Genomic DNA, 20,362 nt, shown 5'->3' on the forward strand with positions numbered 1-20,362 from the left:
CTTCTGTTACGACAGTACGAGCCAGTGCGCCCGCGTTTCGGCGTCGGTTCCGTACAAGGTCGGACGCCGATCGCTGTAGAGGACGCACAGAAGGGGGCGCACGGGCCTACCGCCGGGTCACTCCGGGCGGGTGCTGGGGGATACCCCCACCGGGATCTCCCGGACCAGTGAATTGGCAGGTCAGCGGCAAGATGGAGGGCATACGAAGGCCACCGGAACGAGGCCCCCGAAAGGGGCGCGCGAAGGCCGGCGGCCGGATGGAGCGGAACTGGAGAACGCCTGGATCGTAGGGATCCGCCAAAAGCGGGATCAGGCCTTGGAGCCGTCGCCTTCCTCGGGACGTTCGCCCCTTCGGCGCAGCTCCTCTTCGCGGCGCCGCAGGTCGGCCTCCCACTGCTCCAGCAGCTGCTCGTGCTGCTGGTTGCCGCGGTTCAGCGAAGCCAGGAACTCCGGGTCGTCGTCCGGCGCGAGCGGGCGCCCGCGCTCCGGGAACCCGGCGGCCGGGCCGGACGGCCACGACCCCCGCCGCCGTCGGGCGGCGGCCCGGTCCTTGCCGGCCACCAGCCAGGCGATCGAGCCGACCAGCGGGAACAGCAGCACGATGATCACCCACACCACCTTCGGCAGGTGGCGTATCTCGTCCTCCGGGGTGGTCAGGCAGTCGATGAACGCCCACACCCACAGGGCCAGCAGTGCCACCGTGGGGACGACTCGCAGAAGCACAGCGCAGAACTCCGAACTACGTTCGAACAGGACCCTTGGCGGGCTCAGGTTAGCCCGTATCGGATACTGACAGGTATGGCATACGACGATCTCCGTTCCTTCCTCCGGGCCCTGGAACGCGACGGTGACCTGAAGCGGATCAAGGTGGAGGTCGACCCGTACTTGGAGGTCGGTGAGATCGTCGACCGGGTGCAGAAGGCCAAGGGCCCCGCGCTGCTCTTCGAGAACGTCAAGGGCTCGGCGATGCCGCTGGCCATGAACGTCTTCGGCACCGAGCGCCGGCTCTCCAAGGCCCTCGGCCTGAAGTCCCCCGACGACATCGCCGAGAAGATCGGCGGCCTGCTCAAGCCCGAACTGCCGCACGGCTTCACCGGCTTCCGCGAGGCCTTCGGCAAGCTCGCCTCGATGGCACACGTCCCGCCGAAGAACGTGAAGTCCGGCGACGCGCCCGTGCACGAGGTGGTGCTCACCGGCGACGACGTCGACCTTGAGCAGCTGCCCGCGCTGTTCACCTGGCCCGAGGACGGCGGTTCCTTCTTCAACCTCGGCCTGACCCACACCAAGGACCCGGACTCGGGCATCCGCAACCTCGGCCTGTACCGGCTGCAGCGGCACGACAAGCGCACCATCGGCATGCACTGGCAGATCCACAAGGACAGCCGCAACCACGCCGCGGTCGCCGCCAAGCGCGGCGAGAAGCTGCCCGTCGCGATCGCCTTCGGCTGCCCGCCCGCCGTCACCTACGCCGCCACCGCCCCGCTGCCCGGCGACATCGACGAGTACCTGTTCGCCGGCTTCGTCGCGGGCGAGCGGACCCGCATGGTCGACTGCAAGACCGTCCCGCTCCAGGTTCCGGCGGACGCCGAGGTCGTCCTCGAAGGCTGGCTGGAGCCCGGCGAGATGCTGCCCGAGGGCCCGTTCGGCGACCACACCGGCTTCTACACGCCGCAGGAGCCGTTCCCCGCGCTCACCATCGACTGCGTCACCATGCGCCGCCGCCCGATCCTGCAGTCCATCGTGGTCGGCCGCCCGCCGACCGAGGACGGCCCGCTCGGCAAGTTCACCGAGCGCTTCTTCCTGCCGCTGCTCAAGGTGATCATCCCGGACATCGTCGACTACGACCTGCCCGAGGCCGGCGGCTTCCACAACTGCGTGATCGTCTCGATCGACAAGAAGTACCCGAAGCACGCGCAGAAGGTCATGCACGCCATCTGGGGCGCCCACATGATGTCGCTGACCAAGCTGATCATCGTGGTGGACGCCGACTGCGACGTCCACGACTACCAGGAAGTCGCCTGGCGGGCCCTCGGCAACGTCGACTACAGCCGCGACCTGTCCGTCGTCGAAGGCCCCGTCGACCACCTCGACCACGCTTCCTACCAGCAGTTCTGGGGCGGCAAGGCCGGCATCGACGCCACCCGCAAGCTCCCCGAGGAGGGCTACACCCGCGACGGCGGCTGGCCCGAGATGGTCGCCTCCGACCCGGCGACCGCCGCCCGGGTCACCCGCCGCTGGAAGGAATACGGGCTGTGACCACCGCCGCCTTCGAAGCCCCGAAGAGCAGGACCAGGGCCTTCCTGCGCCTGGTCATGATCGAACACTCGATCTTCGCCCTGCCCTTCGCCTACATCGCCGCCCTCACCGCGATGTTCCTCGCCGACAAGTCCGTGCACTGGGGCCAGCTGCTGCTGGTCACCATCTGCATGGTCGGCCTGCGCACCTTCGCGATGGCCGCCAACCGGATCATCGACCGCGAGATCGACGCCCGGAACCCGCGCACCGCGAACCGCGAACTCGTCACCGGCGCCGTCTCGGTGCGCACCGCGTACATCGGCTCCGCCATCGCCCTGGTGGTCTTCCTCGGCTCCGCCGCCCTGCTCAACACCCTCTGCCTGGTGCTGGCCCCGGTCGCGGTGATCCCGATGGTGGTCTACCCCTACGGCAAGCGGTTCACCGACTTCCCGCAGGCCATCCTCGGCATCGCCCAGGCCATGGGCCCGGTCGGCGCCTGGCTCGCCGTCACCGGCAGCTGGTCCTGGGAGGCGGCCGTCCTCGGCCTCGCCGTCGGCATCTGGATCGGCGGCTTCGACCTCATCTACGCCTGCCAGGACGTCGCCGCCGACCGCGGCATGGGCGTCCGCTCCGTCCCCGCCCGGTTCGGCATCCCCGCCGCCATCAACGGCGCCCGGGTCTGCCACGCCCTCACCACCGCACTGCTGATCTGGTACGCCGTCCTCACCGACGCCGGCGCCTTCTTCTGGTGCGGCCTCGCCGTCGTCGCCGGCGCCTTCGTCTACGAGCACACCATCGTCAAGCCGCACGACCTGTCCCGCCTCAACCGGGCGTTCTTCCAGACCAACGGCTTCGTGGGCATCTCGCTGTTCGCCTTCGCCCTGATCGACCTGATCGCCCGGGGCCTCACCGTGTGAGGCTGCGCAACCAGGGAGAGCACAACCAGGGAGAGCACAACCAGGGGCGCGGGGAACTGCGCGAAGCGGGAGGTGCCCGTCAGCAAGATCGCGACGCAGGGCAATGACTTGCACGTGCTCGCGACCTTGCGGACGGGCTTTGCGCTTGTCGCGCAGTTCCCGCTGATCGTCTGCGGTCGGCCCCCTTGATGAGCCATGCTGGAGCGAGAGACCGACGAGACCCGGACGGGGAGCGCACGATGATCGGCACACTGCAGTGCGTGGTGCTGGACTGCCACTACCCGGCGGGCCTGGCCCACTTCTACGCCGCGCTGCTCGGCGGCGAGGTCGACCGGCCCGATCCGCGCTGGTCGCTCCACGAGGAGTGGTCCACCGTCCACCTGCCGAACGGCCAGGTTCTCGGGTTCCAGCGGGTCGAGGACTACCGCCCGCCGATCTGGCCGGACCCGGGTCACCCGCAGCAGCTCCACCTGGACATCGAGGTCGAGGACGTCTCCGCCGTCGAGCAGCGGGTGGTGGAGCTCGGCGCCGAGGTCAAGGACCGGGAGGCGGGCTGGACGGTGTTCGTCGACCCGGCCGGGCACCCGTTCTGCCTGATCCCGCGCCGGGCCGGCTGACCGCCTCAGGCCAGCGTCAGCACGTCCCCGACCCGCAGCCGGCCGGGCCGGGAGACGGACGCCAGCGCGCCGAGCTCGGAGTCCCGCTCGTGCGCGACGGTCTTCAGGATCTCCGGCGCGTGCGGCAGCCCGGGCTGCGGCGCCCCGACCATCACGCACCGCACGCTGGCCCGGACGAACGCCAGCCGCACCCCGCCCTTCACCCGGCCCTCCCGGCCGTACCAGGCGTCCTCGGTGAACGGGGGCGTCCCGGGCGGGGTGCGCAGCAGCACGTTCGGCCGGAACCGGCGCTCGTCCACCACCGCGGACGGTACCGCCGCGGCCACCCAGTCCAGGGTGGCGGTGGTCAGCACGCTCACCGGCAGTTCGTCGAAGTGCGAGACGGCGTCCTCGCGGGCCAGGGCGACGTCCTCCTGCTCCAGGTAGGCGCGCAGGAAGGCGTCCGGGTCCGGGACCGGCATGCCCAGCGGGTCGAACAGCTCCGGGCCGTCGATCCGGCCGCCCAGCCGGGAGCTGAGCCGCAGCAGACCGTCCATCCGCCGGAACCGGCGGGTGCTCTTGCCCGACCCGAACTTCCCGGCGCCGTCGCGCACCGCGTAGAGGCGGTCGCCGACCAGGCCGCGTTCTTCCACCTCGACGGAGTCGAGCAACTCGCCGCCCGTGGATTTCACGGGATAGCGCCACAAGCGCTCGACCACACCGACGATCTGAGGCATGGCGGGAGCCTAGCGGCGCCATGCCAAGGTGGTCTAGACCAAGTCGCGGACGGCGGCGGCCCGTCAGCCGATTCGCGCCACCGCCCGCACCGGCGCCCCGTCCGCCGCCGTCAACCGCAACGGGAACAGCGACACCTCCACCGGCACCCCCGCCGCCTGCGCCTCCAGCAGCAACGACAGGTCCGTCAGGTTCTCCGCGATCACCCCACCGCCCTCCGGCCCCAACAGCACCCGGTGCGCCGCCAGCGTCGGCAACTCCGGCGCCGGATCGTGCTCGTCCTTCAACTCGGCCAGCAGACTCGCCACTTCGGGATCGGACGGCCCCGGATCGGGCGTCGGATCCACCGACAGCGCGTCCACCCCGACGGTGCGCACACCCGCCGCGACAATCGCCGCCGCGGCCTCCTCGGACAGGTACGGATGCGCGAAGTACCGGTCCGTCCCCCAGTACTTGGGCCACCCCGTCGCCAACAGCAGCACCGTGCCCGGCCCCGAGACCGCGAGCGCCGCCGCCAAGTGCTCCGCCGTCACCTCCCCGCGGGCCGGCAACCCGCGCAGATCCACCACCACCGCGGGCCCCGTGAACAGCTCCAACGGCAACCCGTCCAACGTCGGCCACCGCACATCCAGGTGATACGGCGCATCCACGTGCGTCCCCGTCTGCGACCCCAGATGCACCGCCAGCACATTCACCCCCTCCACCCCGGCCGTCAACGCCGCCCGCAACTCCACCCCGGGATCCCCCGGATACACCGGCATCCCGGACACCACCGGATGCGTCAAATCCACCAACACGGCTGCCATGTACACATTCTGAACCCAAGAGGCGCGCCACCAGGGGCGCGGGGAACTGCGCGAAGGGGAACGCACCCGTCGGAAAGATCGCGATGCGGGGCAATGACCTGCCCGTGGACGCGACAATGGCGGTATGAGCAACACCCGTCGCCCTTGGGTCGTAGGCGTCTCCGGCGCCAGTGGCACCCCCTACGCCGCGTCCGTGATCCGTGCGCTGCTGGATGCCGGCGAGTCCGTCGACCTGATCGTGAGCCGGGCCGCCCGGCTGACCATCCTGGACGAGACCGGCATCTCGTTCCGGGACGCGCACTGGAAGGCCGATCTCGCGCAGTGGCTGGGCCGGGACGAGAAGGAGCTGGACGACGTCCGGTACTGGCCCGCAGGGGACTTCGCGGCCGGCCCGTCCTCCGGCTCGTACCCGGCGAAGGGCATGCTGGTCGTCCCGGCCACCACCGGCGCGGCGGCCGGCATCGCGCTGGGGCTGTCCAAGGACCTGCTCCAGCGCACCGCCTCGGTCACGCTCAAGGAGCGCCGCCCGCTGGTGATCTGCCTGCGCGAGACGCCGCTCACCGGCTCCACCCTGCAGCACCTGGTGACCCTCGACGCGCAGGGCGCGGTCGTGCTGCCGGCCTCGCCGGGGTTCTACGCGGGGGGCTCGACCGCCCAGGAGCTGGTGGATTTCGTGGCCGGCCGGGTGCTGGACGCGGTGGGCGTGCGGCACTCCCTGTACCGGCGCTGGACGGGCAGCCTCGGCGAAGCGGGCAGCACTCCCGGACGTTCCCAGGAAACCGGGCCGCGCCGGGGCGAGTGAGCGGCCGCGCTACGGGAGAGTATGTTCTCTGGGATACCCCGGTCGATCGGCGCTCGGCGCCTTGGAATCCAGAAAATGATCTGTGGTTCTGGAGTGGTTCGGAAGGACGCGGCAGGTAATGGACTCTGTGGACAGGCAGCTCATTCAGGCACTTCGTGAGAACGGCCGTGCCTCGTACGCCGAGCTGGGCCGTCTGGTGGGCCTCTCCGGGCCGAGCGTGACGGACCGGATCAACCGCCTTGAGCAGGCGGGCGTGATCACCGGGTACCGGGCGACGGTCAACCCGGCCACCCTGGGCTACGGCGTGACGGCGCTGATCGGTCTTCAACTGACCGACGCCGCCGACCACGACGACGTCTCGCACCGGCTGAAGGACCTCCCGGAGGTGGAGGACTGCTGGTTCATCGCGGGTGACGACTCGTACATGCTGAAGGTCCGGGTGCCGGACGTGGAGGGCCTGGAGTCGGTGGTCAAGCGGCTGTCGGGCACCAAGGGGGTGGCGCGCACCCGGACCACGGTGGTGCTCTCCACCAAGTGGGAGAACAGGGTCAGCGAACTGCCGCTGCACCTCGCCGAGTAGGGTCGCCACCTCACACCCCGTCAACTCCCGAGGATGGCCCCGGATGTCCCTGGTCGATCTGGAAGACCTGCGCGCCGCCCAACGCCGGATCGCCGGTGCGGCGGTCCGCACCCCGCTGCTGCCCTGCCCGTGGGCGGAGCAGCCGGACGGGCGCCGGCTGTGGATCAAGCCGGAGAGTCTCCAGCCGACCGGGGCGTTCAAGGTCCGCGGGGCGTTCAACCGGCTGGCGGCGCTGACCGAGGAGGAGCGCTCCCGGGGCGTGGTGGCGCAGTCCAGCGGCAACCACGCCCAGGCGGTGGCCTACGCGGCGCGGCGGCTCGGCATCAAGGCGGTCATCGTGATGCCGGACACCTCGCCCGCCGTGAAGATCGAGAACACCCGTGCGTTCGGCGCCGAGGTGCTGGTCGTCCCGGCCGAGCAGCGTGACACGCTCCCGCCGCGGCTGGTCGCCGAGCACGGCTACGTGTGGGTGCCGCCGTACGACGACCCGTACATCGTGGCGGGCCAGGGCACGGTCGGCCTGGAGATCGCCGAGGACGCCCCGGACGACCTGGACACCGTGCTGGTGCCGGTCTCCGGCGGCGGCCTGATCTCCGGGACGGCGGCGGCGCTGAAGCTGGCCTGCCCGGGCGTGCGGGTGATCGGCGTGGAGCCGGAGCTCGCGGCGGACGCGCAGGAGAGCCTGCGCAAGGGCATCCGCACCGCCTGGCCGATGGCCGACACCTACCGCACCATCGCGGACGGCCTGCGCACTCCGTCGGTGGGCGTGCTCCCGTTCGAGCACCTCACCGCGTACGTGGACGACATCGTCACCGTCTCCGAGCAGGAGATCAAGGACACCGTCGCACTGCTGGCCCGCCGCGGCCGGCTGGTCGCCGAGCCGTCCGGCGCGGTCGCCCCGGCCGCGTACTTCCACCGCGCGGACGAGCTTGGCGGCCGGGTGTTCGCGGCCGTCCTGAGCGGCGGCAACCTGGACCCCGCCCTGCTGGCCGAACTGCTGGCGGCCTAGGCGTAGTCTCGACTGGCAACGAACCGAAGGACCGAGGAGGCGGAGCGCCGCATGGACGCAGGGCTCAAGCGCGAGCTGGAGGCGAAGGTCTACGCCGGTGAGCGGCTGACCCGCGAGGACGGGATCGCGCTCTACGAGAGCGACGACCTGGCCTGGCTGGGCGGCCTGGCGCACCACGTGCGGACGCAGAAGAACGGCGACGTCGTCCACTTCAACGTCAACCGTCACCTCAACATGACCAACGTGTGCAGCGCCTCCTGCGCGTACTGCTCGTTCCAGCGCAAGCCGGGCGAGAAGGACGCGTACACGATGCGCATCGAGGAGGCCGTCCGGCTCGCCAAGGCGATGGAGTCGGAGTCCCTCACCGAGCTGCACATCGTCAACGGCCTGCACCCGACCCTGCCGTGGCGCTACTACCCGCGCTCGCTGAAGGAGTTGAAGGCCGCGCTGCCGAACGTCTCGCTGAAGGCGTTCACCGCGACCGAGATCCACTGGTTCGAGCGGATCAGCGGCCTGACGGCCAGCGAGATCCTGGACGAGCTGATCGAGGCCGGCCTGGAGTCGCTGACCGGCGGCGGCGCGGAGATCTTCGACTGGGAGGTCCGCCAGCACATCGTCGACCACGAAACCCACTGGGAGGACTGGTCGCGGATCCACCGCCTGGCGCACGAAAAGGGCCTCAAGACCCCGGCCACCATGCTGTACGGCCACATCGAGGAGCCCCGCCACCGGGTCGACCACGTGCTGCGGCTGCGTGAACTGCAGGACGAGACCGGCGGTTTCCAGGTTTTCATCCCGCTGCGCTACCAGCACGACTTCCACGACTCCAAGGACGGCAAGGTCCGCAACCGTCTGATGGACCGCACCGAGATGGCCACCGGCGCCGAGGCGCTGAAGACCTTCGCGGTGTCCCGTCTGCTGTTCGACAACGTCCCGCACGTCAAGGTGTTCTGGGTGATGCACGGCGTCACCACCGCGCAGCTGGCGCTCAGCCACGGCGCGGACGACATGGACGGCTCGGTGGTCGAGTACAAGATCACCCACGACGCGGACAACTTCGGCACCCCGAACAAGCTGGGCCGCGACGACCTGCTCCAGCTGATCCGGGACGCCGGCTTCCGCCCGGTCGAGCGCAACACCCGCTACGAGATCATCCGCGAGTACGACGGGCCGGACCTGCTGCGCCGGGAGACCCCGCAGGCGATGCGCCTCTGACTTTCGCTCGGCCACGCGCCCGGCGGCCGGTCTCCGGCCGCCGGGCGCAGCTGTTTTTCCAGGGGGCGCGCGGGACGGCCGTTCACCACCCAAAGTGCCTCTCACCACCGGAGAAGCCTCGCCGGACGCGTATGCTCACAGGCTCATCACACAGCCCGGGTTCCACCGCGTCCCCCGGGTCTGGGAGGATCGACGGCATGTCCGGTTCCCATCGTTCCGCCTCGCACCGCCGCTCGGCCCCCGCGCCGGCCCCCCGGAGCGAGGGAGAGCAGCCCCAGGGCCGAGCCGGGAGCCGCCGCCGGCGCAAGCCGAAGCCGCGCCGCGCCGCCAAGCTCACCGTCGGCACCGCGACCCTGCTGGCCCTGACGGCCGGCTGGTTCACCATCGGCCCGGGCCGGTCCTTCCAGGGCGAGACCGCCAGCGCCGCCCCGGACCGCGAGCCCGAGACCGCCCCGATGAAGGCCGCCGACTCCCACACCGAGCCCCCGGCCGCCGACCGCTCCTCCCGCGACAAGATCACCAGCATCCCGGGCCTGGGCGCCGACTGGATGGCCAAGATCCCTGCCGAGACCCGCCAGCTGGTGGTCGCCAGCGGCAAGGGCAAGGACTCCTCCGACAACACCGTCACGCTGTGGACCCGCAGCGACGACGGCGGCTGGCAGGCCGGCGAGTCCTGGCCCGCCCACAACGCCCTCAAGGGCTGGACCACCAACCACCGCTCCGGCGACCTGCACAGCCCGATCGGCCTGTACTCGCTCTCCGACGCCGGCGGCCGCAAGGCCAACCCGGGCTCCAAGATGCCGTACGACGAGAACGCCAAGTTCGTGATGCCCGGCCGCGGCTTCAACAACGAACCGCTGGCCGGCTCCTTCGACTACGTGGTCGCGATCAACTACAACCGGGTGGTCGGCGCCTCCCCGCTCGACGGCCGCTTCCCGGAGGGCGCGGCCAAGGGCGGCGGCATCTGGCTGCACCTCGACCACGGCGGCCCCACCCACGGCTGCATCTCGCTGACCGAGGACCACATGGTCGACCTGCTCAAGGCCCTCGACCCGGCCATGCACCCGATGATCGCCATGGGCGACGCCGAGTCGCTGGCGGCCTGACCTGTTCCGATTGTGAAGGCCCTACAGCATCCGGCGCTCGATCCTGTGCCAGGGCGTTACCGCCCGACTGGCCGGTAACCCGGTTGAGTGGCAGTATGACCGCCTCCCGCATCGTGGCGCTGGGCCACTGCCAGCCGCCGAAGATCCTCACCAACGACGATCTCTCGGCGATGGTCGACACCGACGACCAGTGGATCCGGAGCCGGGTCGGCATCCGTACCCGGCACATCGCCGAGGGCGAGACCCTGGTCGACCTCGCCGCGGAAGCCGCCCAGAAGGCCCTGGCCCGCGCGGGAGTGACCCCCGACCAGATCGACCTGGTCGCCGTCGCCACCTGCACCGCCGTCGAACGCAGCCCCAACACCGCCGCCGCGGTCGCCGCCCGGCTCGGCATCCCCACGCCCGCCGCCTACGACATCAACACCGTCTGCTCGGGCTTCTCGTACGCCCTGGCCACCGCCGACCACGCGATCCGGGCCGGCGCCGCCACCCGCGCGCTGGTGATCGGCGCCGAGCGGATGTCCGACATCGTGGACTGGACCGACCGCACCACCTGCGTGATCTTCGCGGACGGCGCGGGCGCCGCCGTCCTGGAGGCCGTCCCCGACGAGCAGAGCGGCATCGGCCCGGTGGTGTGGGGCTCCGAGCCGGAGAAGGGCGAGGCGGTGGTGATCAGCGGCTGGCAGCCGATCATCAGCCAGCAGGGCCAGACCGTCTTCCGCTGGGCCACCACCCAGGTCGCCCCGCTGGCCCGCCGGGCCTGCGAGAAGGCCGGCCTGGACCCGTCCGAGCTGCGCGGCTTCGTCGCCCACCAGGCCAACCTGCGGATCATCGACGCGATCGCCGGGAAGCTCGGCCTGGCCGAGGACGCCGTGGTCGCCCGCGACGTGGTCGAATCCGGCAACACCTCCGCCGCTTCCATCCCGCTCGCGCTGTCCAAGCTGGTCGAGCGCGGCGAGCTGCACAGCGGCGACCCGGTGCTGCTGTTCGGCTTCGGCGGCGGCCTGGCCTACGCGGGCCAGGTGGTGCGCTGCCCCTGACCCGGGAGCGCCACGGACACGGCGCAGGGGCGGTCGGGAAACCTTTCTCCCGACCGCCCCTGCGCTTCGTTGTTGGTGCGGATGACACCCCTGCGGTACGTCGGCGAACCTCCCCCGAGGACACGGCCGCGTCCGACGCACCCCGTACAGGAACCGGGGCGGGCGTCACTGGACTGGACTGAGTGTTACTTCGGCGGCTTCTTTCCGGTGACTCCGAGGTACACCTGGAGCGCCAGGCTGGGCTTGAGGTCCTTGACCTTCACGCCCCACGAGGTGAACGCCTTCGAGTGCTCCGCGGCCCCGGCCAGCAACGTCACCAGGGCGCCGGCGATAGCCGACCCGTCGACCGTCTTGTCGGTCTTGCCCTGGGTGTTGCGAACCGCTTCGGCGAGCGGAGCCGCCACCGAGTTGAGGACCTTCATGCGGATCTTGAAGAACCGCTTGTCCCCTTCTGCGGCACCGAGTGTGATCACTCGGAGAATGGCGTCATTCTTGCGCCAGAAGGCGAGGAATCCGTCCACCAGTTCTTCGGAAGTGGTGAAGCCGGTCTTTCCCGCCCAGGACTTTCCATCGACGAGCTCTTTGAGCCCGGCGCTGTCCTCGGCCATTTCCTCGGCGATCTCAAGGACTGCGCCCTCGACATCCGGGAAGTACTGGTAGAAGGTCGCGGGGGAGGTACCCGCCATACGGGCGACGTCGATGACCTTGACGTCACGGTACGGCGACGTGCTGAGCATCTCGCGGAGGCAGTCGAGCAGCTTCTGCCGCGTCTCCTGTCCGCGCCGCCCGGCGACGCGACCGTCGACGGTGCGAACTTGTCCTGTCATGCCGTCAGCTTACCGTGGCACGATCTTGGCGCGATTCGGTAGTGCGACTATTAGTCCGCCCGTGCGGAGAATCAACGACTTTTCAGCGTGTGTTGTTGCCCCCCCGTGCACTGATGACCTCACAGCGTGACGACAAGTCAGCAGTGAAGGGTTCGGTGGGGGCCGCGGGACCGCCCGGCGTCCGGCCGGCCGCTCTACCACCCCGGGGGACACGGGCGGGGGAGATTGGCTCCAGGACGGCGGGCATTGGAGAATCGGGGGCGCGCCACCGCCGGGGGGCGTTGGCTGAAGGGGAGGTGGCTGCGGAGTGGACCAGCTGACGGCGCACGATCCGAGGCGGATCGGGCCCTTCGAGGTGCTGGCCCGGCTCGGCGCGGGCGGCATGGGTCTGGTGTACCTGGCCCGGTCGGCCTCGGGTCGCCGGGTGGCCATCAAGACCGTCCGCAGCGAACTGGCCGAGGACAACCTGTTCCGGGTCCGCTTCGCCCGCGAGATCGCCGCCGCGAAAACGGTCGGCGGCTTCTACACCGCCGCCGTGGTGGACGCCGACGCCGACGCGGCGGTGCCGTGGCTGGCCACCGCGTACGTGCCCGCGCCCTCGCTGGAGGACCTGGTCAACGACTGCGGGCCGCTGCCCGCCGACGCGGTGCGCTGGCTGACCGCCGGCATCGCCGAGGCGCTGCAGTCCATCCACGCCGCCGGGCTGGTGCACCGCGACCTCAAGCCGTCCAACGTGCTGGTGGTCGAGGACGGGCCGCGGGTGATCGACTTCGGGATCGCCGCCGGGGTCTCCAGCACCCGGCTCACCATGACCAACGTCGCGGTCGGCACCCCCGCCTACATGTCGCCCGAGCAGGCCCGCGACAGCCGCAGCGTCACCGGCGCCAGCGACGTGTTCTCGCTCGGCTCGCTGGTGGTGTTCTGCGCCACCGGGCACCCGCCGTACCGGGGCACCAACCCGGTCGAGACGGTGTTCCAGCTGCTGCGCGACCAGCCCGACCTGTCCGGGCTGCCGGCCGAACTGGTCGACCTGGTGCGGGCCTGCATGCGGCCCGCGCCCGAGCACCGGCCGACGCCCGCCCAGATCCAGGCCGAGCTGGCCCCGCACCTGTTCTCCCGGGCCGACGCTTCCGGCGAGGCCGGGGACTGGCTGCCGCCCGCCGCGCTCGACCTGATCGAGGCCAAGCGCAGCAGCCGCCGCCCCGTCAGCCAGCCGCCGCAGCCGCCGCAGCCCCAGCCGGTCCCTGTGCCGCCGCAGCCGCTCGCCCCGCCGATGCCCGTCGCGCCGGTCGGGCCGCCGTCCGAGGAGGTGGCCACCGAGCGGGTGCGGCCGCACCAGCGGCCGGTGGCCGGCGTTTCCGGCGGCGACGGCGAGGTCCGGCTGGCCGGCGCGCACGTGCCGATAGGCCCCGGGCCGCGGGTGGAGCCGGTCGCGCCGTCCGTCGCCCCGGTCGGCACCGACTGGGTGCGCCGCACCCCCGCGCCGGCCGCCCCGCCGCAGCCGCCCGCCGCCCGCTGGCGGCCCTGGCGGTTCCGGATGTCCAACGACGTCTGGGGCACCCCCGTGGTCGCCGACGGGACGCTGTTCGTCTCCAGCTTCGAGGTGCACGCCCTGGACATCCGCTCCGGCGAGCGCCGCTGGAAGACCCGCGACGTGGCCTGGGCCCTGGCCGTGGACGGCGGCCGGCTGCACGCCGCCGACGGGCCGCACCTGTACACCGTGGACTCCGCCGACGGCACCGAACGCTGGCGCAGCTCGCTGGACGGCTGGGTCTACTCGCTGGACGCCGCCGACGGCGTGCTGTGCTGCGGCATCCGCGGCGGCGGGGTACAGCTGCGCTCGGCCGCCAGCGGCGCCGAACTGTGGCGCGCCGACGACGCCCAGCAGGAGTACGAGAACCCGCAGTCCGGCCCGGCGCTGATCGCCGGCTCCGCCTACTATCAGGGCGCCGGCCGGCTGCACTGCGTGGACCCGCGCGGCAGCGGCGTGCGCTGGGCGTTCCCGGTCAGCGGCAAGGTCCCGGCCCGGCCGGTGGAGCGGGCCGGCGTGCTGTACCTGACGTCCGGCCAGCGGGTGCACGCGCTGGACGCCGCCACCGGCGCCGAGCGCTGGCGGTTCGACGCCCCTGTGGTGCTGTTCACCCCGCCCGCGGTGGACGACCGGGCGGTGTACGTCGCCGACTACCTCGGCACCCTGTACGCGCTGGACGCCGCCACCGGGCACGGCCTGTGGCGGGCCGCCACCACCTCCCGGCAGGGCGCCGAACCCGCCGTGGTCGCCGACGGCACGGTGCTGCTGGGCTCCGGCGACACCCTGTTCGCCTTCGACAGCGCCACCGGCCAGGAACGCTGGCGCTACGCCGCCCGCGCCGACCTGGTCGGCTCCCCGGCGGTCGCCGACGGGCTGGTCCACCTGGGCAGCCGCGACCACTCGCTGCACACCCTGGAACTCGCCACCGGCCGCCTGCGCTGGGAACTCGGCACCAAGGGCGAACTGACCGGCTCCCCGGTCGCCGTCGACGGCCGGGTCTTCGTCGGCTCCAAGGACCGCTGCGTGTACGCGCTGGACTCGTTCTACGGCACGGCCGTCCCGCACTGACGTCCGGTTCTCTTCGCCGAAGGGGCGGCTACCGGTCAAGTCTTGGCATACCCTCCCCCGAATCGGTCCTCCCGGCGAACTGATACGACGACGGCCCCGGACCAGTGCGGTCCGGGGCCGTCGTGGTCGGCGGCTACGGGTGGCGGTGCTGCCAGCCGGCCCAGGCGGAGGCGACCATGGCGCGGACGTCGTGGCGGGCGGTCCAGCCGAGTTCGCGGTGGATCAACTCTGCGGAGGCCACCACCCGGGCCGGGTCGCCGGCGCGGCGGGCGGTCACCTCGGGGGCGGTGTCGAGGCCGGTGACCTCGGCGATCTCGGCGAGCATCTCGCGGACGGAGACGCCGTGCCCGGTGCCGATGTTGAGGGTCAGCCGGACCTGCTCGCCGGACTCGGGGGCGCTCAGCCGGCGGACGGCGGCGACGTGCGCGGAGGCGACGTCCGAGACGTGGATGTAGTCGCGGACGCAGGTGCCGTCGGGGGTCGGGTAGTCGTCCCCGAAGATCAGCGGGGGCAGCCCGGCGGTGAGGCGCTGGAAGGCCAGCGGCACCAGGTTGGCCGCGCCCGGGTCGGACAGCTCGGGGAGGGCCGCGCCCGCCACGTTGAAGTAGCGCAGCGACACCGCGGACAGCCCGTACGCGTCGGCGCAGGCGTTCAGCAGCCACTCGCCGGCCAGCTTGGTCTCGCCGTACGGGTTCATCGGCGCGCACGGCGTGGACTCGGTGACCAGGTCGACGTCCGGCATGCCGTAGACGGCGGCGGAGGAGGACAGCACCACCCGGCGCACGCCCGCGTCGACCGCGGCGGCCAGCACGACCCGCAGGCCCTCCACGTTCTCGTGGTAGTAGCGCAGCGGCTGGGCGACCGACTCGCCGACCTGCTTGCGGGCCGCCAGGTGCAGCACGCCTCGGACGCCGTGTTCGGTGAGGACGCGGTCCAGCAGCGGGCGGTCCAGCGTGGAGCCCGTCACCAGGGGGACGCCGGGGGGCAGGTGGGAGGCCGCGCCGGTGCTCAGGTCGTCCAGGACGACCACGGACTCGCCGGCCGCGACCAGCTCCCGGACGACATGACCGCCGATGTAGCCGGCCCCGCCCGTGATCAACCAGGTCATGGCCCGATCCTAGACGGCCGCTTTCCGGGTGGTGGCTGGAGTGTCTGGGCGGCTATTCGGACATATCGCTGAAATGCTGACAAAGTTCTGTCTCGCGACCGGAGGTGGCAGTCGTGCGCCCGAAGAAGGAACCGACCCGCCCGCTTCCGGCCGGCCCCCGGCCCACCGGGCCCAGGCTGTGGCTCGGTCCGGCGGCGGTGTTGGTCTCGGCGGCCCTGCTGGCCACCGGCTGCTCCAGCGCCCACAAGGGTTCCGGATCCAACACGGCGGCCGGCGCCACCACGACCGCTCCCGCCCCGTCCGCCAGCAACCAGACGGAGCAGGACTACCAGCAGGTGATCAACCAGGTGCTGCCCTCGGTGGTGCAGATCACCGCGGGTGACAGCCTCGGCTCCGGGATCGTCTTCGACGACAAGGGCGACATCGTCACCAACGCGCACGTGATCGGCACCGCGCAGACCTTCACCGTGACGCTGGCCAACAGCACCAAGCCGCTGAACGCCACCCTGGTGGGCAGCTACCCGCAGTCCGACCTCGCGGTGATCAAGCTCAGCAGCCCGCCCAGTGGGCTCAAGCCCGCCACCTTCGCGGACAGCGCGAAGGTGGCGGTCGGCCAGATCACGCTGGCCATGGGCAGCCCGCTGGGTCTGTCCAGCAGCGTCACCCAGGGCATCGTCTCGGCGGTCGGGCGGACCGTCAGCGAGCCGTCGAGCTCCGGCTCGCCCGGCGCCACCATCGGCAACATGGTGCAGACCTCGGCCGCGATCAACCCCGGCAACAGCGGCGGCGCGCTCGTCAACCTCTCCAGCCAGGTGATCGGGATCAACACGCTGACCGCGGTGGACCCGGAGCTGGGCAACTCGGCAGCGCCCGGCATCGGCTTCGCCATCCCCGCCGTCACCGTGACCAGCATCGCCAGTCAGCTGATCGCCAGCGGCACCGTCACCAACTCCGGGCGGGCCGCGCTCGGGGTGACCGTCCGCCCCTTCTTCAACGCGAACTTCCAGCCCGCCGGGGCGGTGATCGTCTCGGTGACCTCCGGCGGACCGGCCGACTCCGCGGGGCTGCAGGCGGGCGACGTGATCACGAAGATCAATGACACCGCGATCACCACCCCCGCCGCGCTGACCAGCGCGCTGGCCTCGTTCTCCCCGGGTGACAAGGTCACCGTCGGCTACCAGCGCAACGGGCAGAACCAGACCGCGGACGTCACCCTCGGGACGCTCTAGCCCCGCCCGCTCGGGCCCGGGGTGCCGCACCGCGCAAGGGAGGCGGCACCCCGGGCCCGTCCATGACCTGGGCGGCCTGTCAGGCCCGGCCGGCCCGGGTGCGCCAGGGGAGTTCGACCGTCACCGAGGTCGGGCCGGCGGCCGGGCTGTCCACCACGAACACGCCGTCCACCGACTCGGCGCGCTCGGCCAGGCCGGCCAGGCCGCCGCCGGGCCGGATCTCGGCGCCGCCCTTGCCGTCGTCCTGCACCGTCAGCATCAGCCGGTCCTCCTGGCGCCAGAGATCCACCGTGGCGGAGCGGGCGCCGGAGTGCTTGGAAGCGTTGGTGAGCAGCTCGCTGACGGTGAAGTAGGCGATGCCCTCGACCGCCGAGTCGGGGCGCTCCCCGCCCAGTTCGACCTGGACCTTGACGCCGCCCGGCAGCGTGCAGCGGGCCGCCACCGAGGACAGCGCGGCATCCAGACCGCGGTCGGTCAGCACCGCCGGGTGGATGCCCCGGGCGAGATCGCGCAGTTCCTGCAGGGCCAGCTTCACCTCGCCGTGCGCCGCGTCGACCATCTTCTGCGCGGCCACCGGATCCTCCGACAGCTTCTCCTTGGCCAGGCCGAGATCCATCGCCAGCGCCACCAGCCGGGCCTGCGCGCCGTCGTGCAGATCCCGCTCGATGCGGCGCAGATCGGCGGCGGCGTGGTCGACCACCGTGCCCCGGTCGTCCTCCAGCTTGTGGACCCGCTCCTCCAGCGCGCCCGGCGACAGCAGACCCTCCACCAGCAGCCGGGAGACCCACGCCAGCCCCCGCATCCCCCACGGCAGCACCGGCCAGCCGACGGTCAACAGCACCACCGTCAGCGTGAAGCCGAGGATGCCCCAGGGCAGCATCAGCAGGCAGTACAGCGCGCAGCGCCAGCTCAGCCCGTCCGAGAGCGAGGCTATGACCCAGCCCGCCGTGCCGGGACGGGAGACCACCAGCGGCCCCGGCTCGGCGACCCGGCTGCCCAGCGCGGCCCGGGCCCGGACCCGGCCCAGCCGGCCGAACAGACGGCAGCACGTCAGCCCGAAGGCCAGCAGCGGCAGCCCGATCACCGTCACCGCCAGGCCGACGCCCGTCCACAGCAGCGTCACCATCACCGTGAACGCGGCGATGCCGACCGGGAGGTTCAGCAACTCGTGCTGGACCTGTTGCCACAGCTGCGGCCCGTACAACGACGGGCGCTTCGCCTTGTCCTCCATGTCGGCGCCCTCTCCCTGGTGTTCGCCGGTCTCTTGACGATCACCAGCATCCCGGTTGCGGACAGCCGGCCGCCATGGTGCTGCACTCCGTCTTCGTCCGGGGGTTATCCCCACCCCCCGTGCTGAACCCCGCTCCCGACGGGCCGACAAGCGGAATTCCACCGGGCGTCCACCGGACGTCTTGCAGAACGGGCAGATGGGGGAGTAGACGAGCGGTGCACATAGACTCCCGCGATAGCGATGGTTATGGACGGGCAAAGAAGAAGGGCGTAATCCATGGAGTGGCAGCCGCTCGCTGCCGACCCCGCCGCCGGCAGCGGTTACTTCGACGCCTACGCGGCGATCGGCCTGCTGGCGGTCATCGGCGTCCTCTTCGTCATGGTGGCTTTCACCGCCAACCGCCTGCTGCGACCGGTGGTCGACACCCCGGAGAAACTGCTCGCCTACGAGTGCGGCGTCGATCCGGTCGGCGAGGGCTGGGCGCACACCCAGATCCGCTACTACGTCTACGCCTTCCTGTACGTGATCTTCGCAGTCGACGCGATCTACCTGTTCCCGTGGGCCACGGTGTTCGCCGCCGCCGGCTTCGGGGCGGTCACGCTGGTGGAGATGTTCGTCTTCATCGGCTTCCTCGCGGTCGGACTGCTCTACGCCTGGAAGAAGGGCGTTCTGGAATGGACGTGACGCACGCGCACGGGACGCCCGCCGACGGGCCGGTCCCGCTCGGCATCCCCGACCCGGCCAACCCCGGCGCCGCCGTCGAGCAGCGCCGCCTCGGCCCGCTCGCCCGGCTCGCCCCGGACCCGGTCAAGGTGGTGCTCAACTGGGGCCGCCGCTACAGCCTCTGGTGCTTCAACTTCGGACTCGCCTGCTGCGCGATCGAGTTCATCGCCGCGTCCATGGCCAAGCACGACTTCATCCGGATGGGTGTCATCCCGTTCGCGCCCGGCCCCCGGCAGGCCGACCTGATGATCGTCTCGGGCACCGTCACCGACAAGATGGCCCCCGCCGTCAAGCGCCTGTACGAGCAGATGCCCGAACCGAAGTACGTCATCTCCTTCGGCGCCTGCGCCAACTCCGGCGGCCCCTACTGGGACTCCTACTCCGTCACCAAGGGCGTCGACCAGATCATCCCCGTCGACGTCTACGTGCCCGGCTGCCCGCCCCGGCCCGAGGCGCTGCTCCAGGGCATCCTCAAGCTCCAGGAGAAGATCGCCGCCGAGGACATCCCGCAGCGCTACGCCGCACCCGCCGCCGCGCTGCGCCGCCCGCTCAAGGCTGCGCCCGCCACGACGGGGGAGGGGCAGCAGTGACCGAGACCCCTGACGTCCCTGCCGTTCCGACCCCCGCCGAGCGCATCGCCGCCGCGATCGGACCGTGGGCGACCGCTGCCGAGGCGTACGACCTGCTCACCGTCACCGTCCCCGCCGAGCACTGGATCGAGGCGCTCACCGCCGCCCGCGACGGCCTCGGCCTGACGTTCCTGGACTGGCTGAGCGCCGTCGACGAACTCGCCGAGGGCTTCGCGGTCTGCGCCCACCTGGCCGCCGTCGGCGAGCCCGGCAGCGTGCGCCGACTGCTGCTGCGCACCCGGGTGCCGCGCGACAAGGCAGTGCTGCCGACAGCCGTCGGGGTGTACGCCGGCGCCGCCTGGCACGAGCGGGAGACCCGGGAGATGTTCGGCATCGAATTCCCCGGCCACCCCTACCCGGCCACCCTGCTGCTGCCGGACGGCTTCGAGGGCCACCCGCTGCGCAAGGACTTCGTGCTGGCCGCCCGGGTCGCCAAGGACTGGCCCGGGGCCAAGGAACCCGGCGAGTCCGACCACGGCGGCGGCCCCGCCCGCCGCAAGATGCTGCCCCCCGGCGTCCCCGACCCGAACGAGTGGGGCCCGCTCAAGGGCACCCTGCCGCCCGTCGCCGAACGCCCCGCGCGCGCCGCACGGGCCGGCGCCGGCCCCGGCGTCGACCGTCCGCGCCGCACCCGCAGCGTGGGGGAGGGCTCCGCCAGCCAGGCGGCGCCGGCCCCGGGCACGCCCGCCGCCGCCGACGCGCCGCCGCCGGTGCGCGCCGACCGTCCGCGCCGCAGCCGCAGCGTCGGCGAGGGTTCGGTCAGCCAGGCCGCCGATTCGGCTGCGCCCGCTGCCGAGCCGTCGTCGACTCCCGAGGCCCCGCGCCGCACCGCCCGGACCCAGTCGTCCGACGCCCCGTGGCACGCGCCCGTGCCGGCCCACGACGAGTCCGCGAAGCCTGCGGCCGCGAAGCCCGAGGCCGTGCAGGCCGAGCCTGCGGCGACCGGGCCTGCGAAGCCTGCGGCCGTGCAGCCCG

Annotated in this window: 20 protein-coding genes; 14 read left to right on the forward strand and 6 right to left on the reverse strand. The window is 71.9% G+C overall.

What is annotated here, in order from left to right; genetic code table 11:
- Window positions 1-309 precede the first annotated feature (309 nt).
- Entirely contained in the window at window positions 310-723 is a 414-nt protein-coding gene (locus ACFYS8_RS24500) for a PLD nuclease N-terminal domain-containing protein (RefSeq protein ID WP_387644258.1), read from the reverse strand.
- Between the two features lie 75 nt (window positions 724-798).
- Here ACFYS8_RS24500 and ACFYS8_RS24505 point away from each other — a divergent pair, with 75 nt between their 5' ends.
- The 3 genes from ACFYS8_RS24505 to ACFYS8_RS24515 all read left to right on the forward strand — a co-directional run bounded on the left by ACFYS8_RS24505 (window position 799) and on the right by ACFYS8_RS24515 (window position 3,769).
- Entirely contained in the window at window positions 799-2,256 is a 1,458-nt protein-coding gene (locus ACFYS8_RS24505) for a menaquinone biosynthesis decarboxylase (protein ID WP_387644261.1), read from the forward strand.
- Entirely contained in the window at window positions 2,253-3,152 is a 900-nt protein-coding gene (mqnP, locus tag ACFYS8_RS24510; RefSeq protein ID WP_387644264.1) for a menaquinone biosynthesis prenyltransferase MqnP, read from the forward strand. Before ACFYS8_RS24505 ends, mqnP begins: the two co-directional genes overlap by 4 nt.
- A 239-nt stretch (window positions 3,153-3,391) precedes the next feature.
- A complete protein-coding gene (locus tag ACFYS8_RS24515; RefSeq protein WP_387644267.1) occupies window positions 3,392-3,769 on the forward strand; it encodes a VOC family protein in 378 nt (125 codons plus the stop codon).
- A 5-nt stretch (window positions 3,770-3,774) separates the two neighbouring features.
- On the opposite strand, the gene ACFYS8_RS24520 is transcribed toward ACFYS8_RS24515, so the two are convergent.
- Entirely contained in the window at window positions 3,775-4,485 is a 711-nt protein-coding gene (locus tag ACFYS8_RS24520; RefSeq protein WP_387644270.1) for an MOSC domain-containing protein, read from the reverse strand.
- Window positions 4,486-4,548: 63 nt separating this feature from the next.
- Window positions 4,549-5,289 (reverse strand): cyclase family protein, encoded by a 741-nt coding sequence (locus ACFYS8_RS24525; RefSeq protein WP_387644272.1) that lies wholly within the window; start codon window positions 5,287-5,289, stop codon window positions 4,549-4,551.
- 124 nt (window positions 5,290-5,413) lie between these two features.
- Between ACFYS8_RS24525 and ACFYS8_RS24530 the strand changes: the two genes are divergently transcribed.
- From ACFYS8_RS24530 to ACFYS8_RS24555, 6 genes are all read left to right on the forward strand, one after another.
- Window positions 5,414-6,091 (forward strand): UbiX family flavin prenyltransferase, encoded by a 678-nt coding sequence (locus ACFYS8_RS24530; RefSeq protein WP_387644275.1) that lies wholly within the window; start codon window positions 5,414-5,416, stop codon window positions 6,089-6,091.
- Window positions 6,092-6,209: 118 nt separating this feature from the next.
- A complete protein-coding gene (locus ACFYS8_RS24535) occupies window positions 6,210-6,671 on the forward strand; it encodes an Lrp/AsnC family transcriptional regulator (protein ID WP_030462120.1) in 462 nt (153 codons plus the stop codon).
- 43 nt (window positions 6,672-6,714) lie between these two features.
- Window positions 6,715-7,680 (forward strand): threonine/serine dehydratase, encoded by a 966-nt coding sequence (locus tag ACFYS8_RS24540; protein ID WP_387644278.1) that lies wholly within the window; start codon window positions 6,715-6,717, stop codon window positions 7,678-7,680.
- Window positions 7,681-7,731: 51 nt separating this feature from the next.
- Window positions 7,732-8,895: an aminofutalosine synthase MqnE gene (gene mqnE / locus ACFYS8_RS24545; protein ID WP_387644281.1), complete on the forward strand. Its 1,164-nt coding sequence runs from the start codon at window positions 7,732-7,734 to the stop codon at window positions 8,893-8,895.
- 197 nt (window positions 8,896-9,092) lie between these two features.
- Window positions 9,093-10,001, forward strand: coding sequence for a L,D-transpeptidase family protein (locus ACFYS8_RS24550; RefSeq protein WP_387644284.1), 909 nt, complete (start codon window positions 9,093-9,095; stop codon window positions 9,999-10,001).
- A 95-nt stretch (window positions 10,002-10,096) separates the two neighbouring features.
- Window positions 10,097-11,041 carry a beta-ketoacyl-ACP synthase III gene (locus tag ACFYS8_RS24555; protein ID WP_387644286.1) on the forward strand — a complete coding sequence of 315 codons (945 nt, stop codon included), beginning with the start codon at window positions 10,097-10,099 and terminating at the stop codon, window positions 11,039-11,041.
- A 185-nt stretch (window positions 11,042-11,226) separates the two neighbouring features.
- On the opposite strand, the gene ACFYS8_RS24560 is transcribed toward ACFYS8_RS24555, so the two are convergent.
- Window positions 11,227-11,868, reverse strand: coding sequence for a TetR family transcriptional regulator (locus tag ACFYS8_RS24560; protein WP_387644289.1), 642 nt, complete (start codon window positions 11,866-11,868; stop codon window positions 11,227-11,229).
- A 307-nt stretch (window positions 11,869-12,175) separates the two neighbouring features.
- Here ACFYS8_RS24560 and ACFYS8_RS24565 point away from each other — a divergent pair, with 307 nt between their 5' ends.
- Window positions 12,176-14,467: a PQQ-binding-like beta-propeller repeat protein gene (locus tag ACFYS8_RS24565; protein ID WP_387644292.1), complete on the forward strand. Its 2,292-nt coding sequence runs from the start codon at window positions 12,176-12,178 to the stop codon at window positions 14,465-14,467.
- A 133-nt stretch (window positions 14,468-14,600) separates the two neighbouring features.
- Here the strand turns inward: ACFYS8_RS24565 and galE are convergent, their stop codons facing one another.
- Window positions 14,601-15,575: a UDP-glucose 4-epimerase GalE gene (galE, locus tag ACFYS8_RS24570; protein WP_387644295.1), complete on the reverse strand. Its 975-nt coding sequence runs from the start codon at window positions 15,573-15,575 to the stop codon at window positions 14,601-14,603.
- Between the two features lie 113 nt (window positions 15,576-15,688).
- Here galE and ACFYS8_RS24575 point away from each other — a divergent pair, with 113 nt between their 5' ends.
- Window positions 15,689-16,804, forward strand: a complete 1,116-nt coding sequence (locus ACFYS8_RS24575; RefSeq protein WP_387644297.1) for a S1C family serine protease — start codon at window positions 15,689-15,691, stop codon at window positions 16,802-16,804.
- A gap of 79 nt (window positions 16,805-16,883) precedes the next feature.
- Here the strand turns inward: ACFYS8_RS24575 and ACFYS8_RS24580 are convergent, their stop codons facing one another.
- Window positions 16,884-18,035, reverse strand: a complete 1,152-nt coding sequence (locus ACFYS8_RS24580) for a sensor histidine kinase (RefSeq protein ID WP_387644300.1) — start codon at window positions 18,033-18,035, stop codon at window positions 16,884-16,886.
- Between the two features lie 276 nt (window positions 18,036-18,311).
- On the opposite strand from ACFYS8_RS24580, the gene ACFYS8_RS24585 reads away from it, so the two are divergent.
- The 3 genes from ACFYS8_RS24585 to ACFYS8_RS24595 all read left to right on the forward strand — a co-directional run.
- Complete coding sequence (locus tag ACFYS8_RS24585; protein ID WP_387644303.1) at window positions 18,312-18,719, forward strand: NADH-quinone oxidoreductase subunit A; 408 nt, start codon at window positions 18,312-18,314, stop codon at window positions 18,717-18,719.
- On the forward strand, window positions 18,710-19,348 hold the full coding sequence (locus ACFYS8_RS24590; RefSeq protein ID WP_387644306.1) for an NADH-quinone oxidoreductase subunit B: 639 nt from the start codon (window positions 18,710-18,712) through the stop codon (window positions 19,346-19,348). Before ACFYS8_RS24585 ends, ACFYS8_RS24590 begins: the two co-directional genes overlap by 10 nt.
- Window positions 19,345-20,362: NADH-quinone oxidoreductase subunit C (locus ACFYS8_RS24595; RefSeq protein ID WP_387644309.1), on the forward strand; the 1,018-nt coding region annotated here is incomplete at its 3' end. The genes ACFYS8_RS24590 and ACFYS8_RS24595, both read left to right, overlap by 4 nt.

This window comes from Kitasatospora sp. NPDC004615 (assembly GCF_042873545.1).
GTDB lineage: Bacteria > Actinomycetota > Actinomycetes > Streptomycetales > Streptomycetaceae > Kitasatospora.

What these genes read in the sequence shown, in the direction of transcription:
- ACFYS8_RS24590 (WP_387644306.1), top strand. Translation starts at nt 18,710, where the DNA reads ATGGACGTGACGCACGCGCACGGGACGCCCGCCGACGGGCCGGTCCCG.
- galE (WP_387644295.1), bottom strand. Translation starts at nt 15,575, where the DNA reads ATGACCTGGTTGATCACGGGCGGGGCCGGCTACATCGGCGGTCATGTC.
- ACFYS8_RS24525 (WP_387644272.1), bottom strand. Translation starts at nt 5,289, where the DNA reads ATGGCAGCCGTGTTGGTGGATTTGACGCATCCGGTGGTGTCCGGGATG.
- ACFYS8_RS24505 (WP_387644261.1), top strand. Translation starts at nt 799, where the DNA reads ATGGCATACGACGATCTCCGTTCCTTCCTCCGGGCCCTGGAACGCGAC.
- ACFYS8_RS24585 (WP_387644303.1), top strand. Translation starts at nt 18,312, where the DNA reads ATGGAGTGGCAGCCGCTCGCTGCCGACCCCGCCGCCGGCAGCGGTTAC.
- ACFYS8_RS24530 (WP_387644275.1), top strand. Translation starts at nt 5,414, where the DNA reads ATGAGCAACACCCGTCGCCCTTGGGTCGTAGGCGTCTCCGGCGCCAGT.
- mqnE (WP_387644281.1), top strand. Translation starts at nt 7,732, where the DNA reads ATGGACGCAGGGCTCAAGCGCGAGCTGGAGGCGAAGGTCTACGCCGGT.
- ACFYS8_RS24540 (WP_387644278.1), top strand. Translation starts at nt 6,715, where the DNA reads ATGTCCCTGGTCGATCTGGAAGACCTGCGCGCCGCCCAACGCCGGATC.
- ACFYS8_RS24515 (WP_387644267.1), top strand. Translation starts at nt 3,392, where the DNA reads ATGATCGGCACACTGCAGTGCGTGGTGCTGGACTGCCACTACCCGGCG.
- ACFYS8_RS24550 (WP_387644284.1), top strand. Translation starts at nt 9,093, where the DNA reads ATGTCCGGTTCCCATCGTTCCGCCTCGCACCGCCGCTCGGCCCCCGCG.
- ACFYS8_RS24560 (WP_387644289.1), bottom strand. Translation starts at nt 11,868, where the DNA reads ATGACAGGACAAGTTCGCACCGTCGACGGTCGCGTCGCCGGGCGGCGC.
- ACFYS8_RS24535 (WP_030462120.1), top strand. Translation starts at nt 6,210, where the DNA reads ATGGACTCTGTGGACAGGCAGCTCATTCAGGCACTTCGTGAGAACGGC.
- ACFYS8_RS24555 (WP_387644286.1), top strand. Translation starts at nt 10,097, where the DNA reads ATGACCGCCTCCCGCATCGTGGCGCTGGGCCACTGCCAGCCGCCGAAG.
- ACFYS8_RS24520 (WP_387644270.1), bottom strand. Translation starts at nt 4,485, where the DNA reads ATGCCTCAGATCGTCGGTGTGGTCGAGCGCTTGTGGCGCTATCCCGTG.
- ACFYS8_RS24580 (WP_387644300.1), bottom strand. Translation starts at nt 18,035, where the DNA reads ATGGAGGACAAGGCGAAGCGCCCGTCGTTGTACGGGCCGCAGCTGTGG.